Below are 16033 nucleotides of genomic sequence, written 5' to 3' on the forward strand. Positions count from 1 at the left end.
CGCACGCGTACCGCGTTGTTTTGCGACGCAGCATGGGCTAAGGTCGGGACGACTGCCGGGGGAAAACGGCAGCCGGCACCGCGGAATGCAAGGGGATGATGCCAGGGCCAGCTTGGCCCACTGCGGTGTGCGGATGACGCTGCACTGCCCACGCTCGGGCATTCGATCCAGGGGATGACATGAAGACCGTGATTGCTGTTGGCCTCAGCCTCTTTGCCGCCACCGCGTGGGCGCAGTCGCCGCCCGCCTGCCCCACCCTGCCGGCCAATGCCGGCCTGACCTGGGAACAGCGGATCGATACCACGTTCATCACGTGCAAGGCGGTCACCACCGACGGCAGGCAGGTACTCAACGTGATGCTCACGGCGCGCGACCCCCGGATCAGCCTGGAGCGCCGCCTGCGCCAGGAGGAAAGTACGTTCTCCGGCGAGGAGATGTACTGGTACCGGCCGAACCTGGGCGGACAGGAAACCTCGCCCGCCATGGCGTCGCGCCGCATCGCCGTGGTCGAGTTCGACGACGACCGCTACGCGCAGGTCTGGATCAACGCGGGTTCGCCGGAAGAACTCGGGTCGCTGATTTCGCTGGCGCAGCAACTCGACGTGCGTGCCACGGGCGCGCTGCTCTCTGCGGGCAACTGACGCGGTGATGCCGGTGCGGGCCGAGCCCGCACCGGCACCTCAGAACCGGCCTTCCTGGAAATCCACGAACGCCTGCATCAGCTCCTGCCGCGTGTTCATGACGAACGGACCGTGGCGCATCACCGGCTCGCGCAGCGGACGCCCCGCCACCAGGATCAGCCGCGCAGGCTGACTGCCGGCACGCACCTGCAGCGTATCCCCACCGCCCAGCACGCCCATCTCGTGGGTATCCAGCGGACGCGCCTCATCGCCCTCGCCCACGGTCAGCGCGCCTTCGAACACGTAGGCGAACGCGTTGTGCCCGACCGGCAGCGTGTACTCCCACGCATGTCCCGGCTGCAGCGCGATGTCCAGATACACCGGATCGGTGGCCGGCTGCGAGATCGGGCCCTGCGTGTCGCCGACGGTACCGGCGATGACCTTCACTTCCACGCCCTTGGCCGGATGCGCGACCGGAATCTTCTCCGGCGCGAATTCCTGGTACTTCGGCGCGGTCATCTTCTCGCGCGCAGGCAGGTTCACCCACAGCTGGAAACCGCGCATGCGGCCGGACTCCTGCTCGGGCATTTCCGAATGAACCAGGCCACGGCCGGCGGTCATCCACTGCACCGCGCCCGGCGTCAGCAGGCCCTCGTTGCCATGGTTGTCGCGATGGCGCATGCGGCCATCGAGCATGTACGTAACGGTCTCGAAGCCGCGATGCGGATGCTCCGGGAACCCGGCGAGGTAATCCTCGGCCTTGTCGGTACCGAATTCGTCCAGCAGCAGGAACGGATCCAGGTCCGGCAGATCGGGACCGCCGATCACGCGGGTCAGCTTGACGCCGGCGCCATCGGACGTGGGTCGGCCACGGATCGTGCGGATCACGCGGGCGGGCGTGGTATCGGTCAGGGTGCTCATGGCGCCTCCTATTCAACTGCGGACAAGATGGCATCGACACCGCCGCTTCGGAACGGCGACCGCCGTAACCATCCGTTCCATGCATGGGTGCAGCGCGGATTGTGGCCCGTCGCGGCCGGCGCAGGTTCGCGACGCCCGCACATGCGCACGCCGGTACCGGTCAGGCGGTGCGGGGCAGCATCGTCCGCGCATGGCGCGTACGCAGCATCCATTCCGCGGCCAGCAGGTTCGGCACCCAGCACAGCCAGGCGATCGCCGGATAGGCGATGAGAAACGAGATGCCGGCGATCTGGCTGGCCGGCAGGTACAGCCGCAACGTCACCGCCGCCAGCGTCAGCGCATAACTGCGCAGCATCCAGTCGCGATGGTCGGCGATCCTGCGCTGGCGGATCGCGATCACCGCCAGCGCGGTCGTGCCCAGCCAGCACACCGCCAGCGCGCCGAAGCCGAACGCCGCCACCGCACCGGTGGAGGCCTGCGGCGCCATCGCCAGCGCGGCCAGTCCGCCCGCCGCGACCGCCACGACGTAGACGCGCCCCGTCCATCGATGCAGGGCCGGCCAGCGGTTGCGCAGCGTGGTATGTGTCTGCAGCGCACCGACGGCAATGGCGACCGCGCCACCCAGAAAATGCCCCCATGCCGACCCGGGCCGCAGCGCGAACAACTGGCGCACCAGCGGCGTGCGGAGGTCGTCGACCAGCGAGATGGCGATGGCGTAACCGGCCACGGCGAAAGCCAGCAGGGCCATCAGGCCCCAGGCGAAACGGCGCACGAGCATCGAAACGTCCCCCGCAGGCAGCCGCATCGTGCGGCCCGCGCACTATGTCGCAGACGCCACCCGGGCGCGACCGCCGTTGGTCAGGGGATCAGGCGATATAGACCGACTTGATGTTCATGAACTCATGGATGCCATGCTCGGCCAGTTCACGCCCAAAGCCGGAACGCTTGGTGCCGCCGAACGGAAGCCGCACGTCGCTGCGCACGATCGCGTTGACGAAGGCCGCACCGACATCCAACTGGCGCGCGATGCGGTTGCCGCGTTCGACATCCTTCGTCCACACGCTGCCGCCCAGGCCGAAGGTGGTGTCGTTGGCCACGCGCACGGCCTCCGCGTCGTCCTTCACCCGCAGGATGCTGGCGACGGGACCGAACAGCTCCTCTTCGTAGGCCGGCATGCCGGGCGCGACCGCGTCCAGGATCGAGGCCGGATAGCCGGCGTGGGAAGCGTCAGGTTCGCCGCCGAGCAGCACTTTCGCGCCCTTGGCCACGCTGGCCTGCACCTGCTTGTGCAGCTCGTCGCGCAGGTCCTGCCGCGCCATCGGGGCGAGTGTGGTCGCATCGTCCTGCGGATCGCCCAGCTGCAACTTCGCCGATGCCTCCACGAAGCGCTTCACGAATTCGTCGGCGATGCCGTCCTGCACGATGAAGCGCTTGGCCGCGATGCAGGTCTGCCCCGCATTGCCGAAGCGCGAGGCCACCGCGCCGGCGACCGTCTTCTCGAGGTCGGCATCGTCCAGCACGATGAAGGCGTCGCTGCCGCCCAGTTCCATCACGCTCTTCTTCAACTGGCTGCCGGCGTTGGACGCGACGGACCGTCCCGCGCGCTCGCTGCCGGTCAGCGTCACCGCGGCCACGCGCGCATCGCGGATCACCTCGGCCGCCTGGTCGTTGTCGATGTGCAGCACGCCGAACACGCCGTTTGGCAGGCCTGCCGCCGCCAGCGCTTCGGCGATGACATCCGCGCAGCGCGGCACGTTGCAGGCATGCTTGAGCACGGCGACGTTGCCGGCCATGAAGGCCGGTGCGAGGAAGCGGAACACCTGCCAGATCGGGAAATTCCACGGCATCACCGCCAGCACGCAACCGATCGGCTCGTAGCGCACGTAGCTGCGCTGGCCATCGGTGGCGACCGGCTGGTCCTGCAGGTAGTCGGCGGCGTGGTCGGCGTAGTAGTCGCAGGCACCGGCGCACTTGTCGACTTCGGCCAGCGCTTCCTTGCGCAGCTTGCCCATCTCGGCGGTCATGATGCGCTGGATGTCGTCGCGGCGGCGGCGCAGTTCCGCGCCTATCGCGCGCAGGATCTTGCCGCGCTCGGCCAGCGACAGCGCAGACCAGGCCGGGAACGCCTGCTGCGATGCCGCCAGTACGGCGTCCACCTGCGCGGATGTCATCAGTTCGTGACGGTAGTCGACCTTGCCGGTCGCGGGATTGACGGTTTCGACGGTCATGGCTTCACGCAAGGCGAAAGGAAGGCCGCCATTGTCGGCATGGCGGCGTTAGCGGTACGTGCGGACGTCACCCGTTGTCCTGCAACGCCAGCTGCATGTCGCGCTGGCGGCGCTTCTCCTCGCGCGCCATGAACCACCAGCCGATGAACGCCGCCACGCTGACCACCAGGATCATCAGCGTGGCCAATGCGTTGATCTTCGGGCTCAGGCCCAGGCGTACGGACGAGAACACCTTCATCGGCAATGTGGTCGAACTGGGACCGGCAACGAAGCTGGCGATCACCACGTCGTCCAGCGACAGCGTGAACGCCAGCAGCCAGCCGGAGACCAGCGCAGGCGCGATGATCGGAAGCGTGATCAGGAAAAACACCTTGATCCTGTTGGCACCGAGATCCATCGCCGCTTCTTCCAGCGACTTGTCCAGCTCGGACAGGCGCGAGGACACCACCACGGTGACGAAGGCCAGGGTGAAGGTCACATGCGCGATCCAGATCGACAGGATGCCGCGCGGCTGCAGGCCGACCACCTGCCCCAGCGAGACGAACATCAGCAGGATCGACAGGCCGATGATCACCTCGGGCATCACCAGCGGGGCGGTGATCAGCGCACCGAACAGCGTCTTGCCGGGAAAGCGCCGCATGCGTGTCATCACCAGCGCGGCCATCGTGCCGAGCACCACCGCTGCCGACGCGGTCCAGAACGCCACCTTGATGCTGATCCAGGCGGCCTGCAGCATCTGCTTGTCGCGGAACAGTTCGACGTACCACTTGAACGAGAAGCCGGACCACACCGTGGCCAGCCGCGATTCGTTGAAGGAATACACCATCAGGATGAAGACGGGGATGTAGAGGAAGGCGAATCCCAGCCCCAGCACCGTCCAGTTGACGGCGCGTTGTCCGGCGCGGCTCATGTCAGCCTCCCTTCCATCTCGCGCTGCTGTACCCGGTTGAAGATCAGGATCGGGATCAGCAGCAGGATCAGCATGACGATGGCCACGGCCGATGCCGCCGGCCAGTCGCGGTTGTTGAAGAACTCACCCCACAGCACCCGACCGATCATCAACGTGTCGGGGCCGCCGAGCAGTTCCGGGATCACGAACTCGCCGACCGCCGGGATCATCACCAGCATGCAGCCGGCGATGATGCCGGCCTTGGACAGCGGCAGGGTGATGGTGAAGAACGCCTTCCACGGCTTCGCACCCAGGTCATAGGCCGCTTCGAGCAACCGGTGGTCGTGCTTGACCAGGTTGGTGTACAGCGGCAGCACCATGAACGGCAGGTAGCAGTAGACGATGCCGATGTATGCCGCGAGCGGCGTGTAGAGGATCTGCAGCGGTTCGTCGATGATGCCGATCTTCATCAGCAGGTTGTTGAGCAGGCCGTTGTTCTTGAGGATGCCGATCCAGGCGTAGACGCGGATCAGGAACGACGTCCACGACGGCAGCACCACCAGCATCATCGCGATGTTGCGGGTGGAGGGCGGCAGGCGCGCGATCACGTAGGCGATCGGGTACGCGACCAGCAGCGCGAGGAAGGTCGAGATGGCCGCGATCTTGATCGAGCTGAGGTAGGCCGCCACGTACTGCGAATCGGTGAACAGCGCCGCGTAGTTGCCCAGGTTGAGCTTGAGCGTCAGCGCCTCGTCGATGTACTCGAGGATGGGCGTGTACGGCGGCATTGCGATCGCGAGCTTGGAGAACGAGATCTTCAGGACGATCAGGAACGGGATGGCGAAGAACAGCAGCAGCCACACGTAAGGCACCGAGATCACGCCCCAGCGTGGCCCCGGCAGGCGTTTACCCAGGGAGCGAAGGATGTTCATGAGGTCAGCACCACGCCGTCGTTGTCGCCCCACCACACCCAGACTTCATCGTTCCAGGTGAGCCCTTCGCTGGCCCAGCGCTGCACGTTGGCGAAGTTGGCCATGAACTTGTAGCCGCTGGGCAGGCGCACGTGGTAGACCGAATGGCTGCCGAAATACGCGATGTCCTCGATCACGCCCTTGGCCTTGTTGTGCGGCTGGGACGGCTCGCTCTTGCCGATGCCCAGCTTCTCCGGACGCACCGCGAAGCCGACTTCCTGCCCCTCGAAGCCCGAGATGCCGTGGCCGATGTAGATCGGGTCCGGCAGCTGCGGCGAGCGGATGGTGACGTAGTTGGCTTCGTCTTCCTCCACCGCACCTTCGATGAGGTTCACCGAGCCGATAAACTCGGCGGCGAAGCGGCTGGTCGGCTGTTCGTAGATCTCGTCGGGCGTGCCGACCTGGCGGATCCAGCCCTGGTCCATCAGCGCGATGCGGGTGGCCATGGTCATGGCCTCTTCCTGGTCATGGGTGACCATCACGCAGGTCACGCCCGACTTTTCGATGATGCTGACCAGCTCGAGCTGCATCTGCGAGCGCAGCTTCTTGTCCAGCGCGCCCATCGGCTCGTCGAGCAGCAGCAGCTTCGGCCCCTTGGCCAGCGACCGCGCCAGCGCCACGCGCTGCTGCTGGCCGCCGGAGAGCTGGTGCGGCTTGCGCTTGGCCAGCTTGCCCAGCTGCACCAGCGCCAGCATCTCCTCGACGCGCTTCTTGATGGCGTCCTTGGACAGCCCGTCCTGTTTCAGGCCGAAGGCGATGTTCTGCTCCACTGTCATGTGCGGGAACAGCGCATACGACTGGAACATCATGTTGAGCGGCCGCTCGTACGGCGGCAGGTCGTTGAGCAACTGCCCGTCCAGGTAGATCTTGCCGGACGAGGGTTTCTCGAACCCCGCCAGGCAGCGCAGCAGCGTGGACTTGCCGCTGCCCGAGCCACCCAGCAGTGCGAAGATCTCGCCCTTGCGGATGGTCAGGTTGGTGTCGTCCACCGCGACGAAGCCGTCGAACTCCTTGCGCACGTCGACGATGCGCAGGTACTCCTGCGCGTTCGCCTTGCCGTTCTGTGCCGCGCCATTGCCCTGTTCTGCCGCCATGGAGATCCCCTGGTCGCCGGGCTGCATGGGCGCCGGCGTGAATGTGGGTGGATGCGATCGCCTGTCCCGGGACGGACCCCGTCCGTCCCGGTCGCGGCGCTTACTTGCCGGTCTTCAGTTCCGTCCAGATACGGGTGTACTGGCGGTCCACTTCCGGCGGGATGATGGCGAAGGTGAACAGCTTGGCTTCCACCTCGGGCGTCGGATAGATCGTCGGATCGTCGGTGATCGACTTGTCCATCAGTTCCTTGGCCTTGGGAATGGCATTCGGGTAGCTGATGAAGTTGGAGTTGTTGGCCATCACCTGCGGATCGAGCAGGTTGTTGATGAAGGCGTACGCCTCGTCCAGGTGCTTGGCGTCCTTCGGGATGGCCAGCATGTCGAACCACTGCGGCGCGCCTTCCTTCGGGATGGCGTACGCGATGTTGACGCCGTTCTTGGCGTCGGCCGCGCGGTCGCGCGCCTGGATGATGTCGCCCGACCAGCCGACCACCAGGCAGGTGTCGCCGTTGGCCATCGCGTCGATGTACTGCGAGGAATGGAAGTTGGTGATGTACGGACGGATCGTCTTCAGCAGCGCCGCCGCCTTGTCGATCACCGCCGGATCCTGGCTGTTCGGATCCTCGCCCAGGTAGTTCAGCGCGATCGGGATGATCTCGGACGGCGTGTCGAGGAAGGTCACGCCGCAGTCTTTCAGGTTGCTGATGTTCTCCGGCTTGAACACGATGTCCAGGCTGTTGGCGATGTCGGTGTTGCCGAACGCGGCCTTGATCTTGTCGACGTTGTAGCCGATGCCGGTGGTGCCCCACATGTAGGGGATGGCGTACTGGTTGCCCGGGTCCTGGTTCTCCAGCCGCTTCATGATGGCGGGGTCCAGATTGGCGTAGTTGGGGATCTTGCTCTTGTCCAGCGGCAGGAACACGCCGGCCTGGATCTGCCGGCCGAGGAAATTCATCGTCGGCACGACCACGTCGTAACCGCTGCTGCCGGCCAGCAGCTTGGTCTCCAGCACTTCGTTGCTGTCGAACACGTCGTAGGTCACCTTGATGCCGGTCGCCTTCTCGAAGTTCGGGATGGTGTCCTCGGCGATGTAGTCCGACCAGTTGTAGACGTTGACCTGCTTGGCGCCGCCCGTATCGTCTCCGCCTTCACTGCCGGATTTGCCGCCGCAGGCGGCGAGGGTACACAGGGCCAGGGTGGTTGCCAGTACGCGCAGTTTCATCAATCTCTCTCCATTCGGCCCGCAAGGGCGCCTTGATGTGGTCCCGGACCGGCCATAGGCCGCCGCGGGCGTGCTGTCATTGCTGTGGCCGGTTCCGTGCCGTCGACGCTCCCCTTCTCCCCTCCCCGGTGGTGCCGGCCGCTCGCACGGCCCGCGCCACGATGACGAAGGGCGCGTCCGTCACGGCACGCGCCCCTCTGTATTTCAGCGCCCGGTCTTCAGTTCCGTCCAGATGCGCGTGTACTGGCGATCCACTTCCGGCGGCAGCACCGCGAAGGTGAACAGCTTCGCGTCCACGTCGGCCGGCGGATAGATCGTCGGATCGTCCGCGATGGCCTTGTCCACCAGCGGCTTCGATTCGGGCACCGGATTCGGGTAGGTCACGAAATTGGTGTTGGCCGCCGCGACCTTCGGGTCCAGCAGGTAGTTGATGAAGGCGTACGCGTTGTCGACGTTCTTGGCGTCCTTCGGGATGGCCAGCATGTCGAACCACTGCGGCGCACCTTCCTTCGGAATGGAGTACGCGATGTTGACGCCATTGCCCGACTCCGCGGCACGGTCGCGCGCCTGGATGACGTCGCCGGACCAGCCGACGACCAGGCAGACGTCGCCGTTGGCGAGGTCGTTGATGTACGAGGACGAGTGGAAGTTGCGGATGTAGGGACGGATCGTCTTCAACAGCGCCGCGGCCTTGTCGATCACGGCCGGGTCGAAGCTGTGCGGATCCTCGCCCAGGTAGTTGAGTGCGATCGGGATCAGTTCCGACGGCGTGTCCAGCACGGTGATGCCGCAGTCCTTCAGCTTGGCCGCGTTCTCCGGCTTGAACACCACGTCCCAGCTGCCGGTCACGGCGGTGTCGCCGAAGACGGCCTTGACCTTGTCGACGTTGTAGCCGATGCCGCTGGTGCCCCACAGGTAGGGTACGGCGAACTGGTTGCCCGGATCCTGCAGCGCGATGCGCTCCAGCATCTTCGGGTCGACGTTCTTCAGGTTGGGGATCTTGCTCTTGTCCAGCGGCAGGAACACGCCCGCCTGGATCTGGCGGCCGAGGAAGCTCAGCGACGGCACCACCACGTCGTAGCCGCTGCTGCCCGCCAGCAGCTTGGTCTCGACCATCTCGTCGCTGTCGAACACGTCGTAGGTCACCTTGACGCCCGACTGCTGCTCGAAGTTCGGAATGGTGTCCTCGGCGATGTAGTCGGACCAGTTGTAGACATTGAGCGCCTTCGCCGGCGCACCGTCGGCGGCCTGGCCGTCCTTGCCGCCACAGGCGGCCAGCACGGCGGCAGCCAGCATGACGGTGAGGGTTTTGAGCTTCATCGGGTTCTCCATGAACAGGATCGGGGGGATGCCAGCATCATACGCCCGGGCCGCGACGCTGTGACGCAGCGCACGGTCGGTCCGGCGCCGTTACATGCCCAGGTCCGCCGCGGTGTCGTTGAGCGCTTTCCACGTCTTGTCGAACAGTTCGTCGACCTGCGCACGGGTGATGATCAACGGCGGCGACAGCAACATGGCGTCCCAGGTCGCGCGCAGGATCAGCCCGTGCTTCAGCGCGTGGTCGCGGCAGCGCGGCCCCACGGTGCCGCGCTCGGGGAAGAACGCGCGCTTGCCCTTGTCCGGCACCAGTTCCAGCGCACCGACCATGCCGGCGATGCGCGCCTGCCCGACCAGGCGGTGTTCGCCGAGCTCGGCCCAGCGCTGCGCCAGGTACGGCGCGATCTCGTTCTTGGCTGTCTCGACGATCTTCTCGTCCTGCAGGATGCGGATGTTCTCCAGCGCCACGGCCGCGCAGACGGGATGGCCGGAATACGTCGCGCCGTGGGCGAGTTCGCCGCCCTGCTCCTTCAGCACCTTGGCCACGCGGTCGTTGAACATCGCCGCACCCAGCGGGATGTAACCCGACGTGATGCCCTTGGCGACCGGCATGATGTCCGGCTGGAAGCCGAAGTACTGCGAGCCGAACCACTCGCCGGTGCGGCCGAAGCCGCAGATGACCTCGTCGGCCACCAGCAGCACGTCGTACTTCCTGCAGATCCGCTCGATCTCCGGCCAGTAGGTCATCGGCGGGATGTAGACGCCGATGGCACCCATGATCGGCTCAGCAATGAAGGCCGCCACGCGGTCCGGCCCCAGTTCGAGGATCTTCTGCTCCAGCCGGCGCGCCGCGACCAGGCCGTACTCGTCCTCGGACAGGTCGCCGCCATCGGCGAACCAGAACGGCGGATCGATGTGGTGGATGTCCGGGATCGGCAGGCCGCCCTGCTTGTGCATGCCCTTCATGCCGCCCAGGCTGGCGCCGGCCATCGTGGTGCCGTGGTAGCCGTCGTGGCGGCCGATGAAGATGTTCTTCTGCGGCTGGTCCTGCACCGCCCAGAAGTGGCGGACCATGCGCAGGATGGTGTCGTTGGCTTCCGAACCGGAATTGACGAAGAACGAATGGTTGAGGTCGCCGGGCGCGAGTTCGGCCAGCTTGGCCGCGAGCGCGATGGTCGGCTCGGTCGTGCACTGGAAGAAGCTGTTGTAGTAGGCCAGCTGCGTCATCTGCTTCGACGCGGCCTCGCCCAGCTCCTTGCGGCCGTAGCCGATGTTGACGCACCACAGGCCGGCGAACGCGTCGAGCAGTTGGTTGCCGTCGGCATCCCAGACATAGCAGCCCTCACCCTTGGTCAGGATGCGCGTGCCCTTCTTCGCCAGCGCGGCGTTGTCGTTGAACGGATGCAGGTGGTGCTCGGCGTCGAGCTTCTGCAGGGTGCGGGTGTCGAGTTGGCTCATAAGGGCTCCGTGATGTCGAGCCCCTCTCCCACCGGGAGAGGGGTTGGGGTGAGGGTTCGGCGGAATCTTTGACGGTCAACCGTCCCGATGTCGCCGCACCCTCATCCGGCGCTTCGCGCCACCTTCTCCCGGCGGGAGAAGGGAACAACTATCAGACGTTCAACAACAGGAATTCCCGCTCCCACGAACTGATCACGCGGAAGAAGGTCTCGTACTCCTTGCGCTTGACCGAGACGTAGGCGCGCACGAAGCGCGCGCCCATCAGCTCCTGCAGCGGCTTGCTGCCTTCCAGTTCGTCCAGCGCCTCGCCCAGCGAGCGCGGCAGTTCGAAACCGATGTCCTGCGCGCTGCTGGCCAGCGGCTCGGTCGGCTTGAGCTGCTCGCGGATGCCGAGCAGGCCGCAGGCCAGCGTGCCGGCCATGGCGAGGTAGGGATTGGCGTCGGAACCGGCGAAGCGGCTCTCCACGCGCATGTTCTCCGGCGTATCCATCGGCACGCGCAGGCCGCAGGTGCGGTTGTCGTAGCCCCACTGCACGTTGATCGGCGCCACCTGGCCCAGCGCCAGCCGGCGGTAGGAATTGACGTTGGGGCCGAAGAACGCCATCGCCATCGGCACGTACTTCTGCAGACCGGCCAGGTAGTGCCCGAACAGCTTGCTGCCCTTGCCCTCGCTCTTGCCGGTGAATACGTTGCGGCCGGTCCTGATGTCCAGCAGGCTCTGGTGGATATGCATGGCGCTGCCCGGTTCGTTCTCCATCGGCTTGGCCAGGAACGTGGCGTACACCCCGTGGCGCAGGGCGGCCTCGCGCATCGTGCGCTTGAACAGGAACACCTGGTCGGCGCGCGACAGCGCATCGTCGTGGGTGAAGTTGACTTCAAGCTGCGCCGCGCCGGATTCGTGGATCAGCGTGTCCACGTCCAGTTCCATCGCCTCGCAGTAGTCGTACATCAGGTCGAGGATGGGATCGAATTCGTTGACCGCGTCGATCGAATACGACTGCCGCGCCGTTTCGGGCCGACCGGAACGGCCGGCAGGCGGCAGCAGCGGGAAATCCGGGTCGGTGTTCTTCTGCACCAGGAAGAATTCAAGCTCCGGCGCGACGACCGGGCGCAGGCCCTCCTTCTCGTACGCGGCCAGCACGCGGCGCAACACGTTGCGCGGTGCCAGCTCGTGCGGCTTGCCGTCCTTCGTGTAGCAGTCGTGGATGACCTGCGCGGTCGCATCGGCGGCCCACGGCACCATCCGCACCGTGTCGGGGTCCGGTCGCAGGAACATGTCGGAATCCGACGGCGATGTCAGTTCGTAGTAGTCGTCCGGATAATCGCCGGTGACGGTGGTGGCGAAGATGCCCTCCGGCAGACGCGTGCCGTAGTCGTGGCTGAACTTGTCGGCCGGGATGATCTTGCCGCGCGCATTGCCGGTGATATCCGGCACCAGGCATTCGACCTCGGTGATGCTGCGCTCCTTCAGCCAGCGCCGCAGCGAGCTTTCGGACTGCTCGGCGGTGTCGGTCTTGCTCTTTTTCCGCTGGGATTGTTTCTGGCTCATGGAAAGACGGTCCTGGGAGGGAAAGGCCGGCACACTGCGCCGGTCGCATGCGGCACGGGCGCGTCAGCGCCCGCCCTCCCATGGCGGGGGATGCCGCCGCTTCATGCTGCAGCTCCACGCCGTGCCGCACGGGCACGACACGCGTTGCCGAACGCCTGGAAGATCGCCAGGTAGAACGGGTTCTCCACGACCTTCCATTCCGGATGCCACTGCACGGCCAGCATGAAGGCGGCACCGTCGTGGCGGAACGCTTCGATCAGGCCGTCCGGTGCCTGTGCCTCGACCACCAGGCCGTCGCCCAGCCGGCGTACGCCTTGCCCATGCAGCGAATTGACGGTGGCCTGCGTGTCGCCGACCAGCGTGGCCAGCACACCGCCCGGCACCAGTGCGATGTCATGCGCGGGCCCGTACTGCACGTCGAGCGGATCGTCCTTGTTCTCGCGGTGGTCCATGAAACCGGGCTGCTCATGCACCTTCTGGTACAGGCTGCCCCCGAACGCCACGTTGACCTCCTGGAAGCCGCGGCAGATCGCCAGCACCGGCACCCCCAACTCGATGGCGAGCGGGATCAGCGGCAGATTGGTGGCGTCGCGGCGCGGATCCAGCAGGTTGCCTTCGTAGCTGGACTCGTCGCTGTAATGGTGCGGCTCGATGTTGCTGACCGCACCGGTCAGCAACAGCCCGTCCAGGCCATCGAGCACCTGCCGCAACGGCAACACCGGATCCAGCGTCGGGATCAGCAGCGGCAGGCAGCCCGCCCCGTCGACCACCGCGCGCACGTACTTCTCGCCAACGGCAAGGAAGGGATGCGCACCGATTTGCTTGTGGTCGGTCGGCAGACCGACCCGCGGCAGCGGGGTCATGCAGGAAGCCCGAAATGGCTTGCAGGCACGTTAACCCGGCCGTTTTATTTTTACAACACGACGCCTTCGAATGACGTTTTCAGCGCTGATATGGTGCGCCGCGGCACCAAATACGGGCATTTCCGCCAGTTACGGAAATCCCTCCGTTGAGTATTCTTGACGCATCGACTGCTCTGCTAAGCTGCCCCGCAGCCTCCTGGATGACCACCATGCGCCCCGATTTCGCTGCGCCTTCCCTGCCCGATGACGACGCCGCCACGCTGGCTGCACTTCCCGATTGCGAGCAGGTCGACCTGCTGCTGCCGGACATGAATGGCCTGCTGCGCGGCAAGCGCGTCACCCGCGACGCGCTGGAGAAGGTCTACCGCGATGGCGTCTGTCTGCCGATGTCGCTGATCGCGACCGACATCACCGGCAACACCGTGGAAGAAACCGGGCTGGGCTACGACATCGGCGACGAGGACCGCATCTGCCGTCCGGTGCCGGGCTCGTTGCGGCCGGTGCCCTGGTCGCCGCGCCCCGCCGCACAGTTGCTGCTGAGCATGGAGGACGCGCAGGGCGGCATGTTCGATGCCAACCCGCGCGAAGTGCTCAAGCGCGTGCTGGCGCGATACGCCGCGCGCGGCCTGAAGCCGGTGGTCGCGGTGGAACTGGAGTTCTACCTGTTCGACCAGCGCATGGACGATGCCGGCCGCCCGCGCACCTCGATCAATCCGGTCACCGGACAGCGCAACACCAGTACGCAGGTCTACTACATGGAAGACCTCAACGACTATCGCGGCTTCACCGATGGCGTGGCCGCCGCCTGCCGCGCGCAGCGTATCCCAGCCGACACCGCCGTGGCGGAATACGCGCCGGGCCAGTTCGAGATCAACCTCAAGCACCGCGACGACGCCCTGCTCGCCTGCGACGACGCCATCTACCTGAAGCGCGCGATCAAGGCGGTCGCGCAGCAGCAGGGCCTGATGGCCAGCTTCATGGCCAAGCCGTTCGCCGAACAGGCCGGCAGCGGCATGCATATCCACGCCAGCGTGCTGGATGCCGAAGGCCGCAACATCTTCGCGTCGCCGCCGTCCGAACCAGCAGATGCGCTGAAGCACGCCATCGGCGGCCTGCAGCGCAGTGACCAGGATTGCCTGCTGCTGTTCGCGCCGCACGCCAACAGCTACCGGCGCTTCGTGTTGAACGCATTCGTACCGCTCAACGACGTGTGGGGCTACAACAACCGTACCGTCGCCATGCGCATTCCGCACAGCGACGAGGCGAACACGCGCATCGAGCACCGCATCGCCGGCGCAGACGCCAACATCTATCTGGTCACCGCCGCGGTGCTGGCTGGGATGCTGCACGGCATGGAACACGGCTTCGATCCCGGCCCGCCGATCACCGGCAACGCCTACGACCAGACCGAGATCCGCACGCCGTTCTGGCGCGAGGCGATCGGGTCGTTCATGGGCAGCGAGTTCATCCGCGAACAGTTCGGCACTTCGTTCCAGCACATCTATGGCCAGCAGAAGCTCAAGGAGATGCACAGCTTCTACGCCGAGGTGACCGATCTGGAGTACGCGTGGTACCTGCGGTCGGTGTAAGCGGGGCCGTTTTCAGATGACGCCGCCGCCCTCCCCGCGCACCTACCCCGACAGCTGGTACGCCGCCAGCACCACGCCCCTGCCCGCCCAGCCCACGCTGGAAGGCGGGATCGACGCGGACGTCTGCATCCTCGGCGCCGGCTACACCGGTCTGTCGGCAGCGCTGGAACTGGCCGAAGCCGGCTACAGGGTCGTCGTGCTGGAGGCCGAGCGTATCGGCTGGGGCGCGTCGGGACGCAACGGCGGCCAGGCCATCGCCGGCTTCGGCTGCGGCGAAGCCAAGCTGGAAGCGCTGGTGGGCTTCGACGACGCGAAGAAGATGTTCGACCTGTCGGTGGACGGCCTGCGCTGGCTGCGCGGCCGGATCGACCGGCACGGCATCGCCTGCGACTGGCGCGACGGCCATGCCACCGTGCCGATCAAGCCTCGGCAGCAGCGCGACGTCGAACACGCCGTCGAGGATTTCAACACGCGCTACGGACATCCAGTGCAGTGGTGGAATCGCGAGCGCCTGCGCGCCGAACTCGCCAGCGAGCGCTACCTGGGCGCGATGTACGACCCGGTCAGCGGCCACCTGCATCCGCTGGCCTACGCGCTCGGCCTCGGGCGCGCCGCACTGGAGGCGGGCGTCCGCATCTTCGAAAGCTCCCGCGTGACCGAACTGGTACGCGGTGCGCGCCCCGTACTGAAGACCGCACAGGGCGAAGTCGTCTGCGACACCGCGATCCTGGCCGGCAACGCGCTGCTGCGCGGCATCGCCCCGGAGCTGGAGTCGCGGATGATGCCCGTCGGCACCTACATCGCCGCCACTCCACCGCTCGGCGAGGCGCGCGCACGCGACCTGATCCGCAACGACATGGCGGTGGCCGACACCAACTGGGCGTTGGACTACTTCCGCCTCGGTCGCGACCACCGGCTGCTGTTCGGCGGCCGCGCCAGCTACTCGACGATGACTCCGCCCAACCTGCGCGGCGTGATGACGCGACGCATGCACCGGGTGTTTCCGCAGCTGCGCGATGTCGGCATCGAATACCTGTGGGGCGGGATGATCGACATCTCGCTCAACCGCGCTCCGCACTGGGGTCGGTTGTCGCCGAACCTGTACTTCGCGCAGGGCTTCTCCGGCCATGGCCTGATCGCCGCGGGACTGGCGGGCACGGTGATGGCCGAGGCCATCCGCGGCCAGTCCGAGCGGCTCGACCTGTTCGCGAAGATCCACCACCACCCGTTCCCCGGCGGTCGCACCCTGCGCACACCGCTGCTGGTCGCGGCCATGGCCTGGTACAAGCTGCGCGACGCGCTCTGGTGAGGC

The 16033-nt window shown here is 66.3% G+C and carries 14 protein-coding genes; 3 read left to right on the plus strand and 11 right to left on the minus strand.

All coding sequences use genetic code 11. From position 1 onward, the window contains the following. The first annotated feature begins 179 nt into the window (after positions 1-179). Positions 180-641 carry a hypothetical protein gene (locus IB230_RS10025; RefSeq protein ID WP_192271759.1) on the plus strand — a complete coding sequence of 154 codons (462 nt, stop codon included), beginning with the start codon at positions 180-182 and terminating at the stop codon, positions 639-641. Positions 642-680: 39 nt separating this feature from the next. Here IB230_RS10025 and IB230_RS10030 read toward each other — a convergent pair whose 3' ends face one another. The 11 genes from IB230_RS10030 to IB230_RS10080 form a co-directional block, all read right to left on the minus strand. Further along, positions 681-1541, minus strand: coding sequence for a pirin family protein (locus IB230_RS10030; RefSeq protein WP_192271761.1), 861 nt, complete (start codon positions 1539-1541; stop codon positions 681-683). Between the two features lie 160 nt (positions 1542-1701). Next, positions 1702-2319, minus strand: a complete 618-nt coding sequence (locus IB230_RS10035) for a DUF2306 domain-containing protein (protein ID WP_192271764.1) — start codon at positions 2317-2319, stop codon at positions 1702-1704. An 88-nt stretch (positions 2320-2407) separates the two neighbouring features. Further along, positions 2408-3769, minus strand: coding sequence for an NAD-dependent succinate-semialdehyde dehydrogenase (locus IB230_RS10040; protein ID WP_192271766.1), 1362 nt, complete (start codon positions 3767-3769; stop codon positions 2408-2410). A gap of 67 nt (positions 3770-3836) precedes the next feature. Then, positions 3837-4679 (minus strand): ABC transporter permease subunit, encoded by an 843-nt coding sequence (locus IB230_RS10045; RefSeq protein WP_192271768.1) that lies wholly within the window; start codon positions 4677-4679, stop codon positions 3837-3839. Next, on the minus strand, positions 4676-5590 hold the full coding sequence (locus IB230_RS10050) for an ABC transporter permease subunit (RefSeq protein WP_192271770.1): 915 nt from the start codon (positions 5588-5590) through the stop codon (positions 4676-4678). The genes IB230_RS10045 and IB230_RS10050 overlap by 4 nt, the downstream gene beginning before the upstream one ends. Further along, positions 5587-6723 (minus strand): polyamine ABC transporter ATP-binding protein, encoded by a 1137-nt coding sequence (potA, locus tag IB230_RS10055; protein ID WP_192271772.1) that lies wholly within the window; start codon positions 6721-6723, stop codon positions 5587-5589. The genes IB230_RS10050 and potA overlap by 4 nt, the downstream gene beginning before the upstream one ends. 100 nt (positions 6724-6823) lie before the next feature. After that, on the minus strand, positions 6824-7945 hold the full coding sequence (locus IB230_RS10060) for a polyamine ABC transporter substrate-binding protein (RefSeq protein WP_192271774.1): 1122 nt from the start codon (positions 7943-7945) through the stop codon (positions 6824-6826). A 204-nt stretch (positions 7946-8149) separates the two neighbouring features. Then, on the minus strand, positions 8150-9265 hold the full coding sequence (locus IB230_RS10065) for a polyamine ABC transporter substrate-binding protein (RefSeq protein ID WP_192271776.1): 1116 nt from the start codon (positions 9263-9265) through the stop codon (positions 8150-8152). Between the two features lie 90 nt (positions 9266-9355). Then, positions 9356-10720, minus strand: a complete 1365-nt coding sequence (locus IB230_RS10070) for an aspartate aminotransferase family protein (protein ID WP_192271778.1) — start codon at positions 10718-10720, stop codon at positions 9356-9358. Between the two features lie 151 nt (positions 10721-10871). Beyond that, positions 10872-12269, minus strand: a complete 1398-nt coding sequence (locus IB230_RS10075; RefSeq protein ID WP_192271780.1) for a glutamine synthetase family protein — start codon at positions 12267-12269, stop codon at positions 10872-10874. A 101-nt stretch (positions 12270-12370) separates the two neighbouring features. Then, entirely contained in the window at positions 12371-13132 is a 762-nt protein-coding gene (locus IB230_RS10080; RefSeq protein WP_192271782.1) for a gamma-glutamyl-gamma-aminobutyrate hydrolase family protein, read from the minus strand. 209 nt (positions 13133-13341) lie between these two features. Here IB230_RS10080 and IB230_RS10085 point away from each other — a divergent pair, with 209 nt between their 5' ends. Further along, positions 13342-14721: a glutamine synthetase family protein gene (locus IB230_RS10085; protein WP_192273888.1), complete on the plus strand. Its 1380-nt coding sequence runs from the start codon at positions 13342-13344 to the stop codon at positions 14719-14721. A 16-nt stretch (positions 14722-14737) separates the two neighbouring features. Next, the gene (locus tag IB230_RS10090) at positions 14738-16030 is read left to right on the plus strand and encodes an FAD-binding oxidoreductase (RefSeq protein WP_192271784.1); all 1293 of its coding nucleotides are present in this window, start codon (positions 14738-14740) and stop codon (positions 16028-16030) included. The last annotated feature ends 3 nt before the right edge of the window (positions 16031-16033 follow it).

The organism is Pseudoxanthomonas sp. PXM01 (genome assembly GCF_014851815.1).
Taxonomy (GTDB): Bacteria; Pseudomonadota; Gammaproteobacteria; order Xanthomonadales; family Xanthomonadaceae; genus Pseudoxanthomonas_A.

Bases quoted from the DNA above. Each gene is read 5' to 3' on its own strand.
- IB230_RS10025 (WP_192271759.1), top strand. From the start codon at position 180: ATGAAGACCGTGATTGCTGTTGGCCTCAGCCTCTTTGCCGCCACCGCG.
- IB230_RS10030 (WP_192271761.1), bottom strand. From the start codon at position 1,541: ATGAGCACCCTGACCGATACCACGCCCGCCCGCGTGATCCGCACGATC.
- IB230_RS10035 (WP_192271764.1), bottom strand. From the start codon at position 2,319: ATGCTCGTGCGCCGTTTCGCCTGGGGCCTGATGGCCCTGCTGGCTTTC.
- IB230_RS10040 (WP_192271766.1), bottom strand. From the start codon at position 3,769: ATGACCGTCGAAACCGTCAATCCCGCGACCGGCAAGGTCGACTACCGT.
- IB230_RS10045 (WP_192271768.1), bottom strand. From the start codon at position 4,679: ATGAGCCGCGCCGGACAACGCGCCGTCAACTGGACGGTGCTGGGGCTG.
- IB230_RS10050 (WP_192271770.1), bottom strand. From the start codon at position 5,590: ATGAACATCCTTCGCTCCCTGGGTAAACGCCTGCCGGGGCCACGCTGG.
- potA (WP_192271772.1), bottom strand. From the start codon at position 6,723: ATGGCGGCAGAACAGGGCAATGGCGCGGCACAGAACGGCAAGGCGAAC.
- IB230_RS10060 (WP_192271774.1), bottom strand. From the start codon at position 7,945: ATGAAACTGCGCGTACTGGCAACCACCCTGGCCCTGTGTACCCTCGCC.
- IB230_RS10065 (WP_192271776.1), bottom strand. From the start codon at position 9,265: ATGAAGCTCAAAACCCTCACCGTCATGCTGGCTGCCGCCGTGCTGGCC.
- IB230_RS10070 (WP_192271778.1), bottom strand. From the start codon at position 10,720: ATGAGCCAACTCGACACCCGCACCCTGCAGAAGCTCGACGCCGAGCAC.
- IB230_RS10075 (WP_192271780.1), bottom strand. From the start codon at position 12,269: ATGAGCCAGAAACAATCCCAGCGGAAAAAGAGCAAGACCGACACCGCC.
- IB230_RS10080 (WP_192271782.1), bottom strand. From the start codon at position 13,132: ATGACCCCGCTGCCGCGGGTCGGTCTGCCGACCGACCACAAGCAAATC.
- IB230_RS10085 (WP_192273888.1), top strand. From the start codon at position 13,342: ATGCGCCCCGATTTCGCTGCGCCTTCCCTGCCCGATGACGACGCCGCC.
- IB230_RS10090 (WP_192271784.1), top strand. From the start codon at position 14,738: ATGACGCCGCCGCCCTCCCCGCGCACCTACCCCGACAGCTGGTACGCC.